Annotated in this window: 22 protein-coding genes and 2 pseudogenes; 8 read left to right on the top strand and 16 right to left on the bottom strand. The window is 67.5% G+C overall.

From position 1 onward, the window contains the following. Nucleotides 1–13: 13 nt before the first annotated feature. From KUA19_RS17300 to KUA19_RS17250, 11 genes are all read right to left on the bottom strand, one after another. Entirely contained in the window at nt 14–1,525 is a 1,512-nt protein-coding gene (locus KUA19_RS17300; protein ID WP_217397044.1) for a DNA cytosine methyltransferase, read from the bottom strand. A 21-nt stretch (nt 1,526–1,546) separates the two neighbouring features. Continuing rightward, nucleotides 1,547–1,798 carry a hypothetical protein gene (locus KUA19_RS17295; protein WP_217397043.1) on the bottom strand — a complete coding sequence of 84 codons (252 nt, stop codon included), beginning with the start codon at nt 1,796–1,798 and terminating at the stop codon, nt 1,547–1,549. A 151-nt stretch (nt 1,799–1,949) separates the two neighbouring features. Beyond that, nucleotides 1,950–4,139, bottom strand: coding sequence for a cell division protein FtsK (locus KUA19_RS17290; protein WP_217397042.1), 2,190 nt, complete (start codon nt 4,137–4,139; stop codon nt 1,950–1,952). Nucleotides 4,140–4,216: 77 nt separating this feature from the next. After that, nucleotides 4,217–4,498 (bottom strand): hypothetical protein, encoded by a 282-nt coding sequence (locus KUA19_RS17285; protein WP_217397041.1) that lies wholly within the window; start codon nt 4,496–4,498, stop codon nt 4,217–4,219. A gap of 83 nt (nt 4,499–4,581) precedes the next feature. Beyond that, nucleotides 4,582–5,025 carry a single-stranded DNA-binding protein gene (gene ssb, locus KUA19_RS17280; protein ID WP_217397040.1) on the bottom strand — a complete coding sequence of 148 codons (444 nt, stop codon included), beginning with the start codon at nt 5,023–5,025 and terminating at the stop codon, nt 4,582–4,584. Nucleotides 5,026–5,137: 112 nt separating this feature from the next. Next, entirely contained in the window at nt 5,138–5,434 is a 297-nt protein-coding gene (locus KUA19_RS17275) for a hypothetical protein (protein WP_217397039.1), read from the bottom strand. Continuing rightward, complete coding sequence (locus KUA19_RS17270) at nt 5,431–6,528, bottom strand: DUF2637 domain-containing protein (RefSeq protein WP_217397038.1); 1,098 nt, start codon at nt 6,526–6,528, stop codon at nt 5,431–5,433. The genes KUA19_RS17275 and KUA19_RS17270 overlap by 4 nt, the downstream gene beginning before the upstream one ends. A gap of 15 nt (nt 6,529–6,543) precedes the next feature. Continuing rightward, nucleotides 6,544–6,708, bottom strand: coding sequence for a hypothetical protein (locus KUA19_RS17265; RefSeq protein WP_217397037.1), 165 nt, complete (start codon nt 6,706–6,708; stop codon nt 6,544–6,546). Beyond that, on the bottom strand, nt 6,705–6,896 hold the full coding sequence (locus tag KUA19_RS17260; protein ID WP_217397036.1) for a hypothetical protein: 192 nt from the start codon (nt 6,894–6,896) through the stop codon (nt 6,705–6,707). Before KUA19_RS17260 ends, KUA19_RS17265 begins: the two co-directional genes overlap by 4 nt. After that, nucleotides 6,893–7,180 (bottom strand): hypothetical protein, encoded by a 288-nt coding sequence (locus tag KUA19_RS17255; RefSeq protein ID WP_217397035.1) that lies wholly within the window; start codon nt 7,178–7,180, stop codon nt 6,893–6,895. Before KUA19_RS17255 ends, KUA19_RS17260 begins: the two co-directional genes overlap by 4 nt. Then, entirely contained in the window at nt 7,177–7,623 is a 447-nt protein-coding gene (locus tag KUA19_RS17250; RefSeq protein WP_217397034.1) for a hypothetical protein, read from the bottom strand. Before KUA19_RS17250 ends, KUA19_RS17255 begins: the two co-directional genes overlap by 4 nt. 471 nt (nt 7,624–8,094) lie before the next feature. Here KUA19_RS17250 and KUA19_RS17245 point away from each other — a divergent pair, with 471 nt between their 5' ends. The 5 genes and pseudogenes from KUA19_RS17245 to KUA19_RS17225 all read left to right on the top strand — a co-directional run. Then, complete coding sequence (locus tag KUA19_RS17245; protein ID WP_217397033.1) at nt 8,095–8,961, top strand: winged helix-turn-helix domain-containing protein; 867 nt, start codon at nt 8,095–8,097, stop codon at nt 8,959–8,961. Beyond that, nucleotides 8,958–9,662, top strand: a complete 705-nt coding sequence (locus KUA19_RS17240; RefSeq protein WP_217397032.1) for an HAD family hydrolase — start codon at nt 8,958–8,960, stop codon at nt 9,660–9,662. The genes KUA19_RS17245 and KUA19_RS17240 overlap by 4 nt, the downstream gene beginning before the upstream one ends. A gap of 23 nt (nt 9,663–9,685) precedes the next feature. Next, the gene (locus tag KUA19_RS17235) at nt 9,686–10,180 is read left to right on the top strand and encodes a hypothetical protein (RefSeq protein WP_217397031.1); all 495 of its coding nucleotides are present in this window, start codon (nt 9,686–9,688) and stop codon (nt 10,178–10,180) included. A gap of 15 nt (nt 10,181–10,195) precedes the next feature. Further along, nucleotides 10,196–10,537, top strand: coding sequence for a transposase (locus tag KUA19_RS17230; RefSeq protein WP_217397030.1), 342 nt, complete (start codon nt 10,196–10,198; stop codon nt 10,535–10,537). Beyond that, a pseudogene (locus tag KUA19_RS17225) lies at nt 10,534–11,007 on the top strand (IS3 family transposase); the annotation flags it as partial. The gene KUA19_RS17230 and the pseudogene KUA19_RS17225, both read left to right, overlap by 4 nt. Before the next feature lie 84 nt (nt 11,008–11,091). On the opposite strand, the gene KUA19_RS17220 reads toward KUA19_RS17225, so the two are convergent. Then, nucleotides 11,092–11,925 (bottom strand): Rv1352/Rv1906c domain-containing protein, encoded by an 834-nt coding sequence (locus KUA19_RS17220; RefSeq protein ID WP_217397028.1) that lies wholly within the window; start codon nt 11,923–11,925, stop codon nt 11,092–11,094. 359 nt (nt 11,926–12,284) lie between these two features. On the opposite strand from KUA19_RS17220, the gene KUA19_RS17215 reads away from it, so the two are divergent. From KUA19_RS17215 to KUA19_RS17205, 3 genes are all read left to right on the top strand, one after another. Beyond that, complete coding sequence (locus KUA19_RS17215; RefSeq protein WP_217397027.1) at nt 12,285–12,776, top strand: hypothetical protein; 492 nt, start codon at nt 12,285–12,287, stop codon at nt 12,774–12,776. Nucleotides 12,777–12,909: 133 nt separating this feature from the next. Beyond that, nucleotides 12,910–14,031: an IS630 family transposase gene (locus KUA19_RS17210; protein ID WP_217397026.1), complete on the top strand. Its 1,122-nt coding sequence runs from the start codon at nt 12,910–12,912 to the stop codon at nt 14,029–14,031. A gap of 334 nt (nt 14,032–14,365) precedes the next feature. Further along, the gene (locus tag KUA19_RS17205) at nt 14,366–15,202 is read left to right on the top strand and encodes a DUF8453 domain-containing protein (protein WP_217397025.1); all 837 of its coding nucleotides are present in this window, start codon (nt 14,366–14,368) and stop codon (nt 15,200–15,202) included. A gap of 131 nt (nt 15,203–15,333) precedes the next feature. On the opposite strand, the gene KUA19_RS17200 is transcribed toward KUA19_RS17205, so the two are convergent. From KUA19_RS17200 to KUA19_RS17185, 4 genes and pseudogenes are all read right to left on the bottom strand, one after another. Then, the gene (locus KUA19_RS17200; protein ID WP_217397024.1) at nt 15,334–15,543 is read right to left on the bottom strand and encodes a hypothetical protein; all 210 of its coding nucleotides are present in this window, start codon (nt 15,541–15,543) and stop codon (nt 15,334–15,336) included. Between the two features lie 98 nt (nt 15,544–15,641). Beyond that, nucleotides 15,642–15,854: a hypothetical protein gene (locus tag KUA19_RS17195; protein WP_217397023.1), complete on the bottom strand. Its 213-nt coding sequence runs from the start codon at nt 15,852–15,854 to the stop codon at nt 15,642–15,644. Nucleotides 15,855–15,959: 105 nt separating this feature from the next. Beyond that, nucleotides 15,960–16,328: pseudogene (locus KUA19_RS42875) on the bottom strand (S1 RNA-binding domain-containing protein); the annotation flags it as partial. 293 nt (nt 16,329–16,621) lie between these two features. Continuing rightward, complete coding sequence (locus KUA19_RS17185) at nt 16,622–17,125, bottom strand: hypothetical protein (protein WP_217397021.1); 504 nt, start codon at nt 17,123–17,125, stop codon at nt 16,622–16,624. Nucleotides 17,126–17,163 lie beyond the last annotated feature (38 nt).

The raw sequence follows: 17,163 nt of genomic DNA, 5'->3' as shown, positions 1-17,163 counted from the left end.
CTTTGCTGGCTGGTCAGGCGGGGGTGCGGCTGTCAAGTGCGGCCATGACGCGGGTGCCGAGCCACTGGGCGACGTTGGCGGACACGGCGTTTCCGGCCTGCATGGTCTGCTCGGAGACGTTTCCGCGTACCTGGTAGGTGTCGGGGAACCGCTGGGCGCGCAGCTGCTCGCGGGGCTTGAGCATGCGGAAGTAGCAGTCCTCCACCGCGACGGCCGGGCGGACCAGGGCGCCGCTGTCGTGGGTGGCCATGGTGTGCAGCGGGGAGTCGGTGCAGGTGGGCTGGTTCCCCTTGCGGTACGGGATGACCAGGGCGTGATGCCCGCCCCCGGCGGCCATGGTCTGGAACGGGCGGGCGACGCTGTGGGCGGTCCCGTGGTTGCGCAGCACCGCCACGAACGGCTCGGCGGTGACCAGGGCTTCGGACTCGCGGGCGGTGCGGGTCCGCATCGGCCCGCCGACCTGGTAGGGCTCGGTGTTCCAGGACCCGCCCGCAGGAACCAGCATCGGCGGGGTGGTGAACCCTTCGCCGATCTTCAGGGTGCGGGTGGGCAGCGGCCCGCCATCGAGGGGGACGGCGCGGCTGTGGCTGTCGCCGTGGTTGACGGTGATGAGGGTCTGCCGGTCGGCGAACCTGTCCAGGCCGTGCCGGATGCGGTCCATGGTCGCCGGTGCGAGGGGTTTGGCCTTGTCGCCGATGCGCTCGCCGATGTCGGTCCAGTCGATGGCCGCGCGGGCGGGCATGACGTACGGCTCGACCCGCGCCTGTCCGCAGGCGGTGTTGGGGCACACGTACACGTACTGGTCGCGGTAGGCGCCCAGCCTGCCGAACTGGCGGACCTTGGGCGTGTTCTTCCAGACCTGGACGGCGTGCACGTCGGCGCCGCAGGGCTCGCACCACGCCAGGGGCCGGGGCGCCACGTCGGGGGCCGGGATGCCGGTGCGGGTGAACACCAGGTACAGCCGGTCGCGCCACTGCGGCGCGTGCGGGTTGCCGTCCCCGCCGACGTGCGCCGACGACACTGACACGGTCTGCTGCTGGTACCCCAGCAGCCGCATGCCGGAGCACCACCACTCGAACAGCTCCCACTTCCACGCGACCTCGGGCACGTTCTCGACCAGCACGGCGGCGTAGCGGTGGACCTCGGTGGCGCGGATGACGTCATGGAACGTCGCCCTGGTGCGCTCGAAACCGGCCTGGGCGACGTGCCCGCCCTGCTCGAACAGGTCGAGCTGCCCGCGCGGGCGCCGCTTGGCCTGCTTGGGCCGCTTGGGCGACGAGCCGCCGGCCGGGCTCGCCTCGGTGCAGATCGGCGACGCCCACAGCACATCGGTGGTGGGCAGGGCGCGCATGTCGTAGTTGTTCACGTCGGCGCACAGGTGCTCGGCGTGGGGGAAGTTCGCGGCGTGGGTGTCGATCGCGGTAGGCCAGTGGTTGGCGGCCAGCTTGAGATCGAACCCGGCGCCGGTCAGCCCGATCGAGCTGCCGCCAGCGCCGCAGAAGATGTCGGTGAAGGTCAGAGACATGACGGTGGTCTCCTTGTCTGTTCAGCGGGTGCCGTTGCGGCGCATGCGGGTGAGGTGGTTGTGGAGCTTGCGGCCGGTGCGCAGCCGCCGTCCGGTGCCCTTGCAGCGGGTGCAGTCGCGAAACGCGCGGCCGAACGGGGCGCGGCGCTTGCCGGTGCCGTCGCAGGTGCGGCAGGGTCCGAACGGCCAGAGCACACACGTGAGCAGGTAACCGAGCGTGACGACGGTGAGGAGTGGGCAGAGGATCACTAGCGGGGCGGTGAACGAGTCCACCGGGTGCCTCCAGGGCGGTTTCGGGGTGCGCGGGGCCAGGGCCGCTAGAGAGTTAGCGTCCTGGCAGGGGTTCGGTTCGGGGGCTAGCGGAGGGGATAGGTCTATCGGGTCGCCCGGATAGGTCTATCCCCTCCGGGGCCGCCCGCCGGGGTTATCCGGCGCGCCTACGGCGGTCACGTTCGGTGATGGCGGCGGTGATGTCGGCGCGGTGGACGCCCTTGCGGTTGCCCTTGTCGCCGGTGTCGGGGTCGGTGCCCCAGACCTGCCGCCCGCCCGCGATGCCGTACGGCTTGAGCGCGGCGGCGACCTGTTCGGCCTCCCAGCCGCCGTACACGTCGGGGCGCAGCTCGGCCAGCCGGGCGGCCAGAACCGCGCTCCACAGCTTCGGCTCACCCCCGAACACCGTCAGCAGGTCGTCCAGCAGCGTGTCGGCCGCGCGGGCGACGGCTTCGGGCTGGTGGCCTGCGGCGTGGCCGGTGATGGTCCCGGCCTGCTCCCGCAGGACGCGGGCGCGGGCCACGACGGTGTCTGCGGCGTGCTTGTCGGCGAAGTAGGTCCGCACGGTGACGGCCTCCTCCACGGCGCCGGAGTCGTCGGCGCCGAGCAGGATGCCCACGCCCTTGTGGGAGCGCTGGAACCGGGAGGAGTCGTATCCGGCGGGGTAGGAGCCCGCGCCGAGTACCGCTTCGGAGGACTGCCAGGTCATGGTCTTGAGCGCGAACCGGGTGCCGATGTTGTCGCGCAGGTCGGTCGGCACGGCCTTGCCGTCGGGCTTCTGGGTGGCCAGGATCAGCATGATCCCGACCGCCGGGCCGACCTTGCACAGCTCAGCGCACAAGGCGACGATCTCCTTGCCGTGCTCGGGGTGCTGGGAGTAGCGCTGGAACTCGTCGCAGACCAGCAGGATCGGCCACAGCTTCAACGACCGCTTGTCGGCGATCTGCCTGGTGACCTTGCCCTCGGGGCAGATGTCGGCGGGCAGGGTGCCGATGGTGTCGTAGCGGTCGTTCATCGTGGCGACCAGTCCGCGCAGGTCGTCCACGAACGCCGTCACCACGTCGTCGCGCACGCCCCAGCCGACCCGGTGGGCGATCGGTTCGAACACCGACCAGTCCACCGGCCCCTTGCCGTTGTACAGGTGCAGTTCCACGGACGGGTCCAGGGCTGCGGCCAGCACGGGCAGGCGGGCGGCGAACGTCTTGCCCATGCGCGGGATCGCGCCGACCAGCAGCGAGGTGAACATGAGCTGCAGCAGCACCTCACGGCCGCGCTGGTCCTGCCCGAACGGGAACGTGGCGAACACGTCCACGCTGCCCCGGTCGGTCAGCGGCCATGCTCCGCTGCTGGTGGCGTAGGGGTCCTCGTCGGCGACCCACAGCACCAGGCGGCGCGCCGACCCGGATGAGCCGCGTACCCGGTCCATCCACACCTGCACCTCGTCCAGGTCCAGCCCGGCGGCGATCTGGTCGCGGCGCTTGATGGCCTGGTTGGCGGTGGTCGAGTACGGCAGGTCGACCACCGCCCGCCAGCCCGCACCGTCGCGGGCGATGGGCTGCGGGAACGACACCATGTCGTCGGCCTTGCACAGCCCGGCGGCCAAAAACGCCCGCTCCACCACATCGGCGGTCAGGCGCCGCACGCGCGGCTTGACGACCGCGGTGTCCAGCAGCGGCACGTCCTTGGGCCTGCCCAGCGCACCGAACAGCAGCACCGCAGCCGCGAGGGCCAGCCAGCGCTGCCAGGAACCGGCCAGCACCAGCAGCACCGTCGCCGCAGGCACCCCGAGGGCGAGGAGCACCGTCAGGACGGTGGAGCGCCACCGCACCCGCGCGTCACGGCGGTCGGCCAGCTTGATGTACAGCTCAGCGTTCGGGCTGGTCGTCACGGCCTGACGCACCGGACGCCCCTCGGCGTCCGACACCCACCGCCACACCGCGCCCAGCACCCGCGCCACCCCGAACGGCGCACGCCAGGCCAGCCGGAGCCCGTACTTCGGTGAGCGGGACAGGTGGTAGAGGCTGACGTGGGTGTAGTGCCCGAACGCCCACCGGGCCGCCGCGCGCAGCTGCGCGCGTGAGCGCAGCCACGGCGGCACGATCTCCCGCCGGTCCGCGCTGGTGGCCGGGGCCGCGAACGCGCTGGCCGGGTTGACGGCGGGCAGGTCGTCGGTGTCGAACTGGTCGCGTTCGTCGTCGATCAGCTCGGCCTCGTAGGCGTCCCAGTCGATGGGGCTGGTCGCGCCGCGTCGGGCGCGGGCGGTGTCCAGGTCGAACACCTCGGCGTCGGTGTACTCGTCGCCGTTCGGGTCGTCGTCGGGATGGTTGCCAGGTCGGATCGTCATGATGAACGCAGCTCCTTGGTGAGAATGGGTGGCGGGACACGGCTGCCCTGGCAGGGCGGGCCGTGTCCCGCACGGCCTCACTTGCCGGTGTCGTCCGTGCCGGCCGGGTCGAAGAACTCCTCCACCCGCGCCACGTCGGCCATGTAGAGCCGGTGCAGGATCGCGGCGGCCAGAATGCCCGGCGCCGCGACGGCGGCCAGGCCCGCCAGCAGCCACCAGGGCGCACCGCCCAGCCAGCAGCCCAGCTCAGCCCCGGTCGTCACGACGGCGATGAACATCGCCACGTGCCAGCGCCGGGCCGAGCGGTCCGCCCGGATCATCAGCACCTGGCCGGGGGTCGGGTCGTCGATGTGCAGCACTGTTCCTCCCTCTGCCGCCCGAGTGGCGGCCACCGCGACGGGCCGGGCCGCAGCCCGGCCCGCGCGGAAGCGGCCACGACCGGTCAGAACGGCGGCTCAGGGTCGGCCCCGCTGGTCTCCCACGGGCTGTCACCGCTCGCGGCGGCCTGCCCGCCCCCGGTGCGCACGAGCTTCTTGACCTCGGCGCGGACGTAGCGCAGCGACGCCCCGATGTCCTCCACGTCCAGCTGGAACCCGCTGCGCTTCTCGCCCTCCGGGGTGGTCCACTGGTTGAGCCGCAGCCGCCCGGTCACCACGACACGGGCGCCCTTACGCAGCGACTCGGCCACGTTCTCGGCCATGTCGCGCCAGATCATGCAGTTCATGAACAGCGGGTCTCCGTCGCGCCACTCGCTCTTGGCGCTGTCGAACACGCGCGGAGTGCTGGCCACGGAGAACTTGCACAGCGCGACACCGGCCGGGGTGTAGCGCAGGTCAGGGTCAGCGGTCAGGTTGCCGACCAGGGTCAGGGTGGTCTCGTTCGCCATGGTGGCGGACTCCTTCGGTCCAGGTGGCGGGCGCGGGTTGCGCCCTGGTCGCCGGTCTGGCGGCCACCGCTCCCGGCCAGGGGTGATGAGCCCTGGCCAGGACGGTTGGCGGTCAGCGTCGGGGGAACGCCGGGATCGGGAGCGTGCCGACACCGGCACCGGGTGCGTTCGGTTCGGTGCGGTCGACGGGCAGCAGCGGTATGAGGCGCTGTCGGCTGATCTGCTCGGCCCGGTATGCCAGCCACTGGACGTAGTCCAGCGCCCGTTCAAGGGCCATCTGCCGGTCGGCGTACTCGTCGTCCAGGCGTCCGTCAATCCACGCGGCCAGCGCCGACAACTGGTAGGACAGGTTGTCGTCGGCGCGCATGTCCGGGTAGGTGTCGTCCGGGTGCTGGTACTCGGCCATCACGCCGCCACCTCCACAGCAGCGCCGGGCATGTAGCGGCGGACGGTGCGCTCAGACAGGCGCAGCTTCGCGGCGATCTGTGCGGGCTTCCAGTCCGGGTGAGCTGCCGCCACCTTGGCCACGTCCTTGGCGGCGTTGGCGCGGCCACCGGGCAGCGGCGGCGCCGACACCGGACGCGGGTCCGGCTCGCTGATGCCGTCGCCGTTGGCGGCAGTCGTGCGGACCTTGACGGGCTTGGCTGGCGGCGTGTTGGCGGCAATGGTCTTGGCGTTCATGCCGGTCGCCTTGGCTGCCGCCCGGTCGGTCCAGTACGCCGTAGCCGCCTGCCACGCCGCCTCGACGGTGGCGTGCCCGTCACGGATGGCCAGCCGCCGCGCCATCCACGTGATCGCGGGAAAGTTGGTCCAGCGGGCCAGCCCGAAACGCGGCAGCGGCGCCGGGCGCAGGCCGGTGTCGCGCAGGTGCTTGCGGTGCCGGTACAGCGACAGCAGCTCCCACAGCGCGATGCCCGTCAAGCTCATGAGCCCGTAGGCGACAGCGGCGCCGGTCGGTGCCATGCCGGGGCCTGCGGCATGGGCGTAGTTCATCGCGGCAGCGATCAGCGCGAACAACCACGTAGCCGCCCGGAACACCGTGCCGGAGTCGCCGTCGTGCCGGGCGAGGAAATCCAGCCGGGCGACATAGGCGGTGGTCAGCTCGAACGCGGCGGCGAACACCAGCGCCGCCCACACGGGCCAGCCCAGCACGCCCATCGCGAACTGCACCTGACCGACCCACGCCACGGCCATCGGCGCCAGGATCGGGCCGATCCACAGCGCCCCCTCACCCACCTTGCGGGCGGTGGCGACGCGCACCTGCCAGGCAGCGGCCTGGCGGGTCTTGCCCGCAGCCTTGCGGGCCGCCTTGGCCGCGTCCTGCTCGGCACGGGCCTGCTCCGCAGCGACCCGGTCCTGCCGCGCCGACTCGCGCTTGGCGGCCTCGACCTCCAGGGCGAGTTGCGCCGCGCGGGCCTGGCGCTCGACCTCGGCGTCGGCGTCCAGGCGGCGCTGCTCGGCGGCCTCGGTGCGGGCCGCCGTGACGGTACTGATCAGACTCATCGGGGGCTCCTCAGGTCAGCGGCGACGGGCGCGGGCGTCGGCGGCCAGCACCTCGTAGCGGTCTTCGGGGGTCATGTCTGCCAGCACCTCGCGGGCGCGGCCGGTGTTGACCAGGTGGCGCAGCAGCGCGGAGGTGGCCGCGTCGGCGACCTGGTCCGCGGTCGGGGTCTTGTCGCTCATCGCGCGCCCCCGGTCAGCGGGTAGCGGCGGCTGACGGTCGCGGTGACCCGCACGTCATAGGCGCCGGACGGGATCGGGTCAGACACGTCCGATAGAGCAGTGACCTGCTCCAGCACCCGCAGCAGGCCAGCCACGTCGTGGCGGGCGCCGGTCAGCACCACGGCGACCGGCCCGGACTGCGGCGTCACCGCTCCCACTCCTGCCGGTCCAGTTCATGCGGCTTGCACAGATGTGTCTTGGTCGTGAACGTCTCGCGGACGCTGGTCGCCCGGCGCCGCAATGGCACCGGGACGCCCGCGGCTATCGCCGCGCTCTGCGCCGACCAGCAGTCATCGCAGTCACGCTGGCCGCCGAACGACCGGTAGCGAACCTCGCCCAGCGCCAACTCCGGCAGCGCCCGGCGCACGACAGGCGCGGGCTGCGGCGCCTGGACGACCGGGGCACCAGTGAACAGGTCAAGCTGACTGGTCATCGCCCGGCCTCCCGACGTGCCGCAGCTGCGCGGGAGCACACGAACCGGTAGCGGCGGTTGCGGCGCTGCCGGATGCTGGCCAGCCGCTGGCGAACCTCGGCACGCTCGCCGGTCGTCAGCTCGACATGGGCGTACGCGGCCTCGTCGTCGGCGCTGGTCTCCAGCGCCAGACGCACAGCCCGGTCGACCGCGACCTCATCGATGTACTCGGGGTCTACCTCGATGTCCCAGGGCAACCCGTTCTCGATCGCGAACACCAGGTCAGCGACCACGACATCGGCCCAGCAGCCGCCGCATGCAACGCCAGCGACCAGCGCGGGCAGCAGGTGAGGCAGGTGGGAGTTCTGGCACTTGCGGGCGGCCACAGCCGCCAGGGGGTGATCGGCGGTCAGCAGACCAGCCGGTTCGTCGGCAGCAGCCGACACGATAGCCTGGACAGGCATCGCTAGTCCCTTCTGAGCAGGAGAGATGAGATGCAAGCCCTGGCGGGGGTGGAGCCCCGCCAGGGCATTTCTCGTTCAGCCGTCATGTGGCGGCTTCCGCGCGGGCTGGGACTGGCAGCACCCAGCCCGACGGAAATCGCCATTTACGTGCGGCAATGCCAGCGCCCGAGACCCGTCCTACTCGTCTCCCGCCGCTCCCAGGACCTACTGGGCGCTACCACCAGGTGGCTTCATGCAGGGCTCTCGGGACGACCCCCGAGCGCTGTCTTCCTGTCGCTGTGAAGTTCTCAAGGAGCAAGCGGACATCGGCAGGACTGGACACCGGAGTGCCTCGGCCCGCCAAGCCTTCGAAAGTTGGCCGGTTTGGCTAGCCAACTTGGCGATGTCATGAAAGTAGGACAGCTTGGCTAGCCAAGTCAAGTGCCAATCCGAAACTTCTCTAGCTTGGCTAGTCAGGTGTAGGCTTCGCGCATGAGTAGCCAGCTAGAAGCGCTGGGGCAGTTAGACCCCGACGATGAGCGCCCGCCGTTTCAGCAGGTGGCGAACGTGCTACGCGCTGCGATCCGCACGGGTGTATTCGGACCTGGTGAACGCCTCCCGACTCAGTCGGACCTGGCTGACCGGTTCGGCGTGGCCCGTGAGACGGTCAAAAGCGCCCTACGAGTGCTCAGGGATGAACGCCTGATCGTGAGCAGACAGGGAAGTGGCGCCTTCGTGCGCGCTCAGACCGAGCGCCCGGTGGGCCTTCGGCCGCACGTCGAGGACTTGTTTGGCCGGGATCGGGTGACGCTCGACTTCGCAGGCTTCGGCGCCGAGACGCTGCACGGGGTCTTGGCGGAGCCGCTGGACAAGATTCGGGCTGGTCAGCTAACCCCAAAGTCGCTGGTAATTCGCATCTTGCTGCCGGATATGCAGCAACCAGCGGCGTTGCCAAGCCTCGCTGGCGGTGGTGATGACGACCCCCGTGTTCGGGAGCGCATGCATCGGATCGTCCGGCGCCACACGGAGGCGATCACCGACACGGTGTCGGAGCTGGCCGATCTCGGGCTGCTCCAGGGGGCGCGCGCCGAGGTGCGGGTGCACCGTGCCGGGCCGCTGTTCAAGCTCTACATCCTGAACCGAGAGGAGGCGTTCTTCGGGTTCTACCCCGTGGCCGAGCACACGGTTTCGATCAAGGGAGAGCCCGTGGCGATCTTTGACGCTATGGGAAAGGACGCCACCCTGCTGCACTTCGTGCCGACCGATGACCCGACGGCGACTGACCCTCGGTTCATCGAGCAGGCACAACTGTGGTTCGACTCGGTATGGGACACCATCGCGTACGAGGTGCACGAGTGAGTGACCTCGAAGACGTACGGCCTCTCTTGGCTAACGCCGACACTGTGCTTCTCGACTTCGACGGCCCGGTGTGCTCCGTCTTTTCTGGCATCACGGACTTCGATGTTGCGAGCCAGTTGCGCCAGGTGCTGCGTGACCATGGTGTCGCCATGCCGGTAGCAATCGAGCGGCACAACGACCCGTTGGAGGTCCTGCGCTTCGCGGCAGCCTCAGAGCGACAGGTGCTCGTGGAGGTGGAGGAGCGCTTTGTGAACGCCGAGGTCGCTGCTGTCAAGGTTGCCGAACCTGCGCCGTACGCGCACGACTTCATACGCGCCGTCTGGCGTGCGGGGAAGGCGCTTGCGGTCGTGAGTAACAACTCGGAGCCAGCAATCAGGGCATACCTGAAAATCCATGGCGTCGACGAGTATGTCGGCAGGGTAGTTGGCCGAGCATACGCAGACCCAGCGCGGATGAAGCCTCACCCACACTCCGTGTTGCGAGCCCTCTCTGAGCTGGACACTGTGCCGCACGCGGCAGTGCTTGTCGGTGACTCCGTGACCGACGTGCAGGTGTCCGTCGCAGTTGGCGTTCCATGTATCGGCTTTGCGAACAAGCCTGGCAAAGAGCAGCGCCTTGCTGACGCTGGCGCCGCTGCGGTGGCTACCGGAGCGGATGGCATGGGTCTTCTTGTCGCAGCATTGGGCACTGAAACGGCTTGATCGATTGATCTACGCTCGCCTGCATGGAGATCAACAAAACTTCAAAGCCGCGCGTCGGGGCCGCCACTGGCGGCCTCTTCGTGTCTCTGCTGGCAGCCTGCCTCGGCGGCCTGTTCGGCGGCGTCGCCGGCCTTTTCCACATGTTCGGCGAGACCCAGCTCGACAATGTGGCCACGTTCGCGGCCTGCTCGGCAGCGGTCGTCGGCACTCACGCCGTCGCCTGCTGGTGGTCGTTGGTGGCGCAACCGGACCGCGTGCGCCTGGTCGTCGTGCACACGCCGTGGCTGCTGACGTACCTTGCGTTCGCCGTACGGTGGCCGGACCCCTGGTGGCCGCTGGGCTATCTCGGCTGGGCATGGGCGGCTCTTGCAGCTGCGGGCGTGGTGACGGCGCGGTGGCTCGGCGGCTCTCGCGGGAGGGGCCGCCGTTCCCTGGTCTACCTACTCGTCATGCTGGCGCTGGTCGGCACCAACGGGGCGGCTCTGGGCTGGCACGTGTGGACTAGGACCAGAGGCTGAGCTTCCACCCTGGGGGTGGACACCCTGAAACTGGATGTTGATCCAGGGAAGGGAGTGTCCCCGTTGGGGCGTCCATCGAAGTACACCGACGAGTTCCGGCGTGATGCGGTCGGGCTGGTCCAATCGTCGGGCCGTCCGATCAACGAGGTGGCCCGCGACCTGGGCGTTAGTCACGAGACGCTGCGCGGGTGGGTGCGAAAGGCCGAGGCCCCCGCGCGGCCGGCCTCTCCAGGTGAGCTGTCCGCCGATGAGCGCGACGAGCTGCGCCGGCTGCGTAGACGGGTCGCCGACCTGGAGACTGAGAAGGAGATCCTGCGCAAGGCAGCCGCCTATTTTGCGAAAGAGATGGGTCGATGACCTGCCGCTACCGGTTCATCTCTGAGCACCGCGCCTACGGTGTGAAGCGGCTGTGCCGGGTCCTGGGCGTGGGCCGCTCCGGGTTCTACGCGTGGGAAGCCGCCACGCCTGCGCGGGCCCTGCGGAAGGCCGCCGAGGACGACCTGGCCCGCGAGATCAGCACGATCCATGCCGAGAACCGGGGCGCGTACGGGTCCAAGCGGATCACCGCCGAACTGCGCAGACGTGGCCGACCGGTCAACCGCAAGAAGGTCGAGCGGATCATGCGACAACGGCGCATCGTCGGGATCACCCGCCGCCGTCGCAGGAGCCTGACGCGGCAGGACCCGACCGGTGCGCCCGCAGCGGACCTGCTCGGGCGTGACTTCACCGCCGTCGCGCCTGGGCAGCGGTTCGTCGGCGACATCACCTACCTGCCTACCGAACAGGGCTGGCTCTACCTGGCGACCGTCATCGACCTGTACTCCCGTTAGGTGCGCCGCCGGATGTGAACGCCAGCTTTAGTTGGCCACCTGCCACAGCTACTTGGCAAGTTCTCCCGAGGCTGGACCGCGTTACGCAGGGCTCCACTCGCCGCAGCCATCTGAATGAAAGGCATAGTCCGACGACCTGATCGTGACTTGAACTCGTCGGGCGGCCAGAATGAAATTGTTTGCGATGATTTTCCCGTTGCGATCCTGGCGCTCCCAATAGCAACTAGTCACGTCGCCAGTAATCGCATACGTACCAGGTTTGATCTCTTTGCCAACCAGGTAGGTTCCCGATCCGAAGACCCGCCCCTGCTGTTCCAGGCCGGCTCTGATTCTTCCCCGAGCGATGGACTTCTTCCATGCGGCCGCGTGGGGATGCGTCGGGCACAGTACGAGCGCTCCGCTGATCTCAGGAATTTGACTTGATGACGCCGCAAAGTCCCTGCCCGCGTAGACATCCTCTTTCTGGACCTCGGCACAGATTTCATACAGGTACTTGAGGTCCTCAACCTCATATTTCGCAGTCTCAAGCGCGGTGACTTCGATAGGCGTCGGCGGCGTACCTCCGCGTATTACGTCACACGACTCAGGCGTTTCTGCCCACGCCTCAGTGAAGATCGGTCGTCGATTCACATCGACGCTGATAACGTAATGGCCTTTAGCTCCAAAGTCGGGATCAAGGTAACAGTCCGCTGTCACTACCGGATTCGGTGTATTGGTCGGATCGTCTGGATAGAGATCCGCGGAATCCAGAAACCCATCGCCGTCCCGGTCGGTCAAAGGCGCTGGTGGCGAGCTGCTGGCTGTCGGGGGTGCCGCCACGGCGCCAGATGGCGCCTTCGCATTGCACGCTGAGACGCATAGGCCAGCGACAACAGCTGTGAGTACGGCGATCGGCATGCGGTTGCGAACGGTCACAGCGTGTGACATTAGAGGTAGAGAACTGGCCAAGCCAATCCACTGTTCGTCTGTTGCCGATTACGCAGCTCCATCACTTGGCTTGGCCAACTAGTGCTCTGGCCACAAACGTTCACGGTGTTGGGTGTCGCTAGCCCCGACATCGTGACTGGGGATGGTGCCAGTCCTGCGTTGCCAGACCGCGTGCGTGGTCGCGATCTTTCAGCAGCAGGTTCGTGCGGTGCGCGGCAACTCAAGCTGCGGCGATGAGACGAGGACCGCCCCAGATGGTGCTGTCCTCGCCGCGACCCAGGGCTGTGCCTCTTCGGGCAGGCAGAGTTGACTCGACGCCCAGGCTCGGTCGGGTCAGACTCGATGCCATGGAGATCATTGCGTTGTCCGACGGCGACCTGGGCTGGGTGTTTCCTGGCCTGCATGATGCCGGTGAAGTGTCGGACCTGCTGCGGCAAGCCGACGCCCAGATTCGATTGCTCGCCGACCATCTGGGCGTTCGGCCGAGTTGGACTGGCAGCGGGATCGAGTTCCACCGTCTGCCGCAGGGCCAGACGGATTTGTTCGGCTGCGCTGAGAAGGACGACGTTTCGTTCACAGTGGGTCTCGGAAGTTTTAATCGGGGCGGCTCGTCCGGTGTGGGACCACCCTGGGACATCGACAGTTCGATCGAGGTGCGGTGCGACGGTCGTGTCGACTGTGGGATGCATTCAATCGAGGAGGCTTCTGAACGTCAGGTCGATTCGCCGTTGGAGGCGGCACGGGCGCTGCTTGAGGCGGTGATCTGGTTGCGGAACCGGGCGGTGGCCGAGCCGCTCGAGTCCTGGCGGCAGCGCGATGTCCTCAGCGGTCACCATTGAGATGGGGATTGGTGAGCGGTGGCGGGCATCAGTCACTGGCCTCGCCTGCGCGCTCTGACCGGGGAGGTTTTTCGGACTGACGGATGTCGCGATTGGATGTAGCACGACATCCGATCCGACCGCTGGAGGCAAGGTGGCCGAGCCTGTCCGTGTGCGCAGGTTGACCGACCAGGAAGGGCAGAAGCTGCAGCAGATCGTGCGCCGGGGCAGCACCAGCTCGGTGCGCTACCGGCGCGCGATGATGCTGCTGGCCTCCGCTGGCGGCAACCGCGTCCCGGTGATCGCCCAACTGGTCCAGGGCGACGAGGACACCGTCCGTGACGTGATCCACCGCTTCAACGAGATCGGCCTTGCCTGCCTGGACCCTAAGTGGGCGGGAGGCCGTCCCCGCCTGCTCAGTGCTGACGACGAGGACTTCGTCGTCACGACGGCCACCACCCGACCGGCCAAGCTCGGCCAGCCCTTCACCCGCTGGTCGCTGCGCAAACTCGCCGCCTACCTGCGCCGCGTCCACGGCAGGGTCATCCGCGTCGGCCGCGAGGCCCTGCGCCGCCTGCTGGCCCGCCGCGGTGTGACGTTCCAGCGGACCAAGACGTGGAAGGAGTCCCCGGACCCCGACCGCGACGCCAAGCTTGACCGGATCGAGGAGGTCCTGGACCGCTTCCCGCAACGGGTCTTCGCGTTCGACGAGTTCGGGCCCCTCGGGATCCGCCCCACCGCCGGAGCCGGCTGGGCAGAGCAGGGACGCCCCCAGCGGCTGCCGGCGACCTACCGCCGCACCCACGGCGTCCGCTACTTCCACGGCTGCTACTCGGTCGGCGAGGACAGGCTGTGGGGCGTCAACCGCCGCAGGAAGGGCACCGCCAACACCCTGGCCGCGCTGAAGTCGATCCGCGCCGCCCGCCCCGACGGCGCCCCGATCTACGTGATCATGGACAACCTGTCCGCGCACAAGGGCGACACGATCCGCCACTGGGCCAGGAAGCACCGCGTCGAGCTGTGCTTCACCCCGACCTACGCGTCCTGGGCCAACCCGATCGAGGCCCACTTCGGCCCGCTGCGGCAGTTCACCGTCGCGAACTCCCAGCACCGCAATCACACCGCTCAGACCCGGGCACTGCACGCCTACTTGCGCTGGCGCAACGCCAACGCCCGCCACCCCGACGTGCTGGCAGCCCAACGCCGCGAACGAGCCCGCGTCCGCAGCGAGAAAGGCATCCGCTGGGGCGGACGCCCACTCACCGCAGCGGCCTGACCAACCCGGCGAACGTATGCGGCCAGAGCACTAGGTGTGGAAGAAGTGACCAATTGGCTGTATCAGTTCGACAAGGTGTCCTGGGTCGGGCTCGTCGTGGTGACCAGCTAAGCGTGGGAATCACGCCGGAGATGATCTTCGGGACGGTTTAACCCGTCCCAACCAAAAACCCGTCCCGGGGTTGAGCTGTGATGGGACGGGAGGGGGCGGGTTACCCCCTCCCCACGGGACATTACAGGTCCGTGAGAGGTGTTGACCTGCAGAAAGATTGGCCAAAGGTGGTTCCGTTTCCGGCACCGAACGTGATCTGGAACTACCTTCATACACTGGCCGCATGAGCGGAGCTTCTGACTTCCTTCACTGGTTCAACGCCGAGCGCATTTCGGTGGTGATCTCCCTGGCGGCTCTGGCAGGGGTGTTCTATGCGGCGCTGTCGGCCCGGTCGGCGAAGGCTCAGGCGGCGTCTTCGGACAGGGCCGCTACTGCTGCACAGGAGCAGGCAGAAACGGCGCGGCAGCAGGCTCAGATTGCGCGGGATCAGGTTGACCTCGGGCGGAAGCAGATTGATCTGCTGCTTCGGCAGATCGACCAGGCGGAGCAGGCCGAGGCGGCCAACCGACAAGCGCGGCGCGAAGCGCTCGAGCCAATGGTGGTGGTGGACATTGCGCCAGGTGCGAACGATCCGGGTGTCTTTGTGCTGACCATTGCCAACATCGGCCCGTCGGTCGCCAGGAATGTGCGGATTGTGGCGCCTGACGAGATGCTTCGCTCGGATGGCACCAAGATGCATGAGTGGGCGATCTTCACTGAGGGAATCAAGACGATGCCACCTGGCCACAAGATGCAGTTCTTCTTCGACGTCGGATTTCAGCCGTTCAAGGGAAACTCCCCACTCAAGTGCACGTTCACCGTCGACTGCGAAGGCCCGTTCGGGCCGGCACCACAGGCGACCTATCTCGTTGACCTCACCCCATATGAGGGCGCCTGGGCCGCGCCGACCACGCTCAACTCCGTGGTTAAGCAGCTAGAGCAGGTTGCCGAGGGAATCAGCGCGCTCGGAGCGACCATCCAGCGATCTCAGCAAGAACGGCGGAGTGGCAGTCTGGAGAAGTCTTTGATCGAGACGACCAAAGTTGGCGATGATTGGGAGACATGGAAAGCGGTGGACTGAACCAGACCGAAGCGATCGGTGGGACGGCTTAACCCGTCCCACCAAAAAACCCGTCCCAGGGTTGAGCTGCGATGGGACAGGTGGGACGGGTGGGACGGGTTTACCCCCTCCCCGGCGGCATTTTCGGCTCGCTAGAGGTCCTGAGCTGCGCGAAGTGCCGCCGAAACGTTGTCCAGCGTCCCAGCATCGACGCTGTCGATGTGTTCGCTCAGACGGGACCGCATGACGGGCTCGATGGTGAGCGCCGTTGCCCACCCGTGCGGCGGCACGGCGACCGCGAGCAAGCCCCCAGGGTCGGTATCAACGATGTGCACGGCGAGCACCACGGGCAGCTCTTCCACGCGATTGATGCCGTCGCTACTAACGATCAGCCGTAGCGTCGACTGACCGGGGCGCGGTACGGCGGGGGTGTATCGCCAGACCTCGCCACGGACCGGGGTCACGCGGCGTACCGCTCAGCCTCGGCCGTGTCGGCGTAGCCGGGACGGTTTGTGAACCAGGCGGCGTGCAGCTTGGCGGACTCGGCAACGGCGGCGGCCTGGACGACGCGCTCCAGGAGAGCCGAGACATTGCCGCCCGTCTCGGCTTCTGCTCGACGGGCGAGGTAGTTGAGCGTGCTCTCTTCGAGTGAGAGCGTCACACGGGACTTCATACGTTCTATCATACAACTGATGTGAAACTTAGGCACTAGCCCCCGCCAAGATCAAACTCACCGTGCGTGGTCCAAATCACGCCACCCTGGAACATTCATGCATGGTCATGTGGACCCGCGTTGATCAGTTTCGTCTGCATCGCGGCCGGTGCCAGCGGCTGAACGCGGTCCACGGTCCGCGCGCCGACGGCTGGCGGGTCGGTCAGGGGCTTCCGGGCGACCGGGTGCTGAACGCTCGTCGTCAGAGAGCACCTTGTCCAGATAGATTTTGCCGCGAGAGTCGACGTCGGCGATTTCGACCTCGATCTCGTCACCGAGATTGAGGAAGTCCTCAACCCGCAGGACGCGCTTGCCCCCGCCCACCTTAGAGATGTGCAGGATACCTATCCGCCCAGGCAGCAGCTCGATCAAGGCGCCGGACTCGGTAATCCATACCACGGTGCCCACATACCTATCGCCCCTCTTAGGCAGGGAACGAGCCGCTTCGGCTTTGGTCAAGTCCCAAAGGTAAGGCCAACCACTATGAACTGCACGCGCGGTGTCCACCGCATCAGTGCCAGGAATGTAAAAGTTCACGTTGGTTCCAGCCGAGTCCGTAACCGAGATGGATAGCTCATCTTTGTGCTGTTCAAGAGGCGCATCCAGATGCGCGACCCGGTGTCGTTTTTCCAGCCAGTTTTGGAAAGTTTTCGATACGACGGAGGCGAGGACCACCGCTGCACCGATCGCACTTGTCGCTACCATCACTGTCGATGCGAGGAATTCGGTCATCTCGCTGCCATCCCAACGCAGACTCCGCTAGCCAGCAATGACGGAAGGAAGAAGCACGTTGACAAGGCCACAACCAAAGAAGGTCGCGCATTGCTGACTTGCATATACGCCATAGTGTTGCCCGCAAAACCTGCGAGACAAAAGAAGACGGCAAAAATTGATTTAACGCCGGGATTTCCTTTAAAGGCAGAGGCGACCCAGTCGCCCATAGCACCCGCTGCCAGAACGGCGGCCACCACGAACAACTCTCCCGTGCCTAAAACGCGGTTGATATGGAATCCGCTTTCTGAAAAGAGTTCCTTAATGACCAGCGCAAACAGTGGCAACAGACCAAAGAATACGCCGAATGCCGCCCACACGCTAAGTCGAAGTACGACTCGTTGGCGCTCGGTTTGAACCTCGACGTTCTCTTCGGTGGTATCGGTATAGGTGTCAGTACCGGCATCGGTATCGGCATCGGTAGCAACTGCTTTCGGCTTCGCCGCCCTACTTGGCCTCATAGACACCCTCCTGGACCCAATACCCGACACCATGATCC

Origin of the sequence: Catellatospora tritici, assembly GCF_019083965.1 — a bacterium.
In the GTDB taxonomy this organism is placed as follows: domain Bacteria; phylum Actinomycetota; class Actinomycetes; order Mycobacteriales; family Micromonosporaceae; genus Catellatospora; species Catellatospora tritici.
The sequence above is the reverse complement of the archived record's forward strand: the minus strand, read 5'-3'. Positions and strand labels throughout refer to the sequence as shown.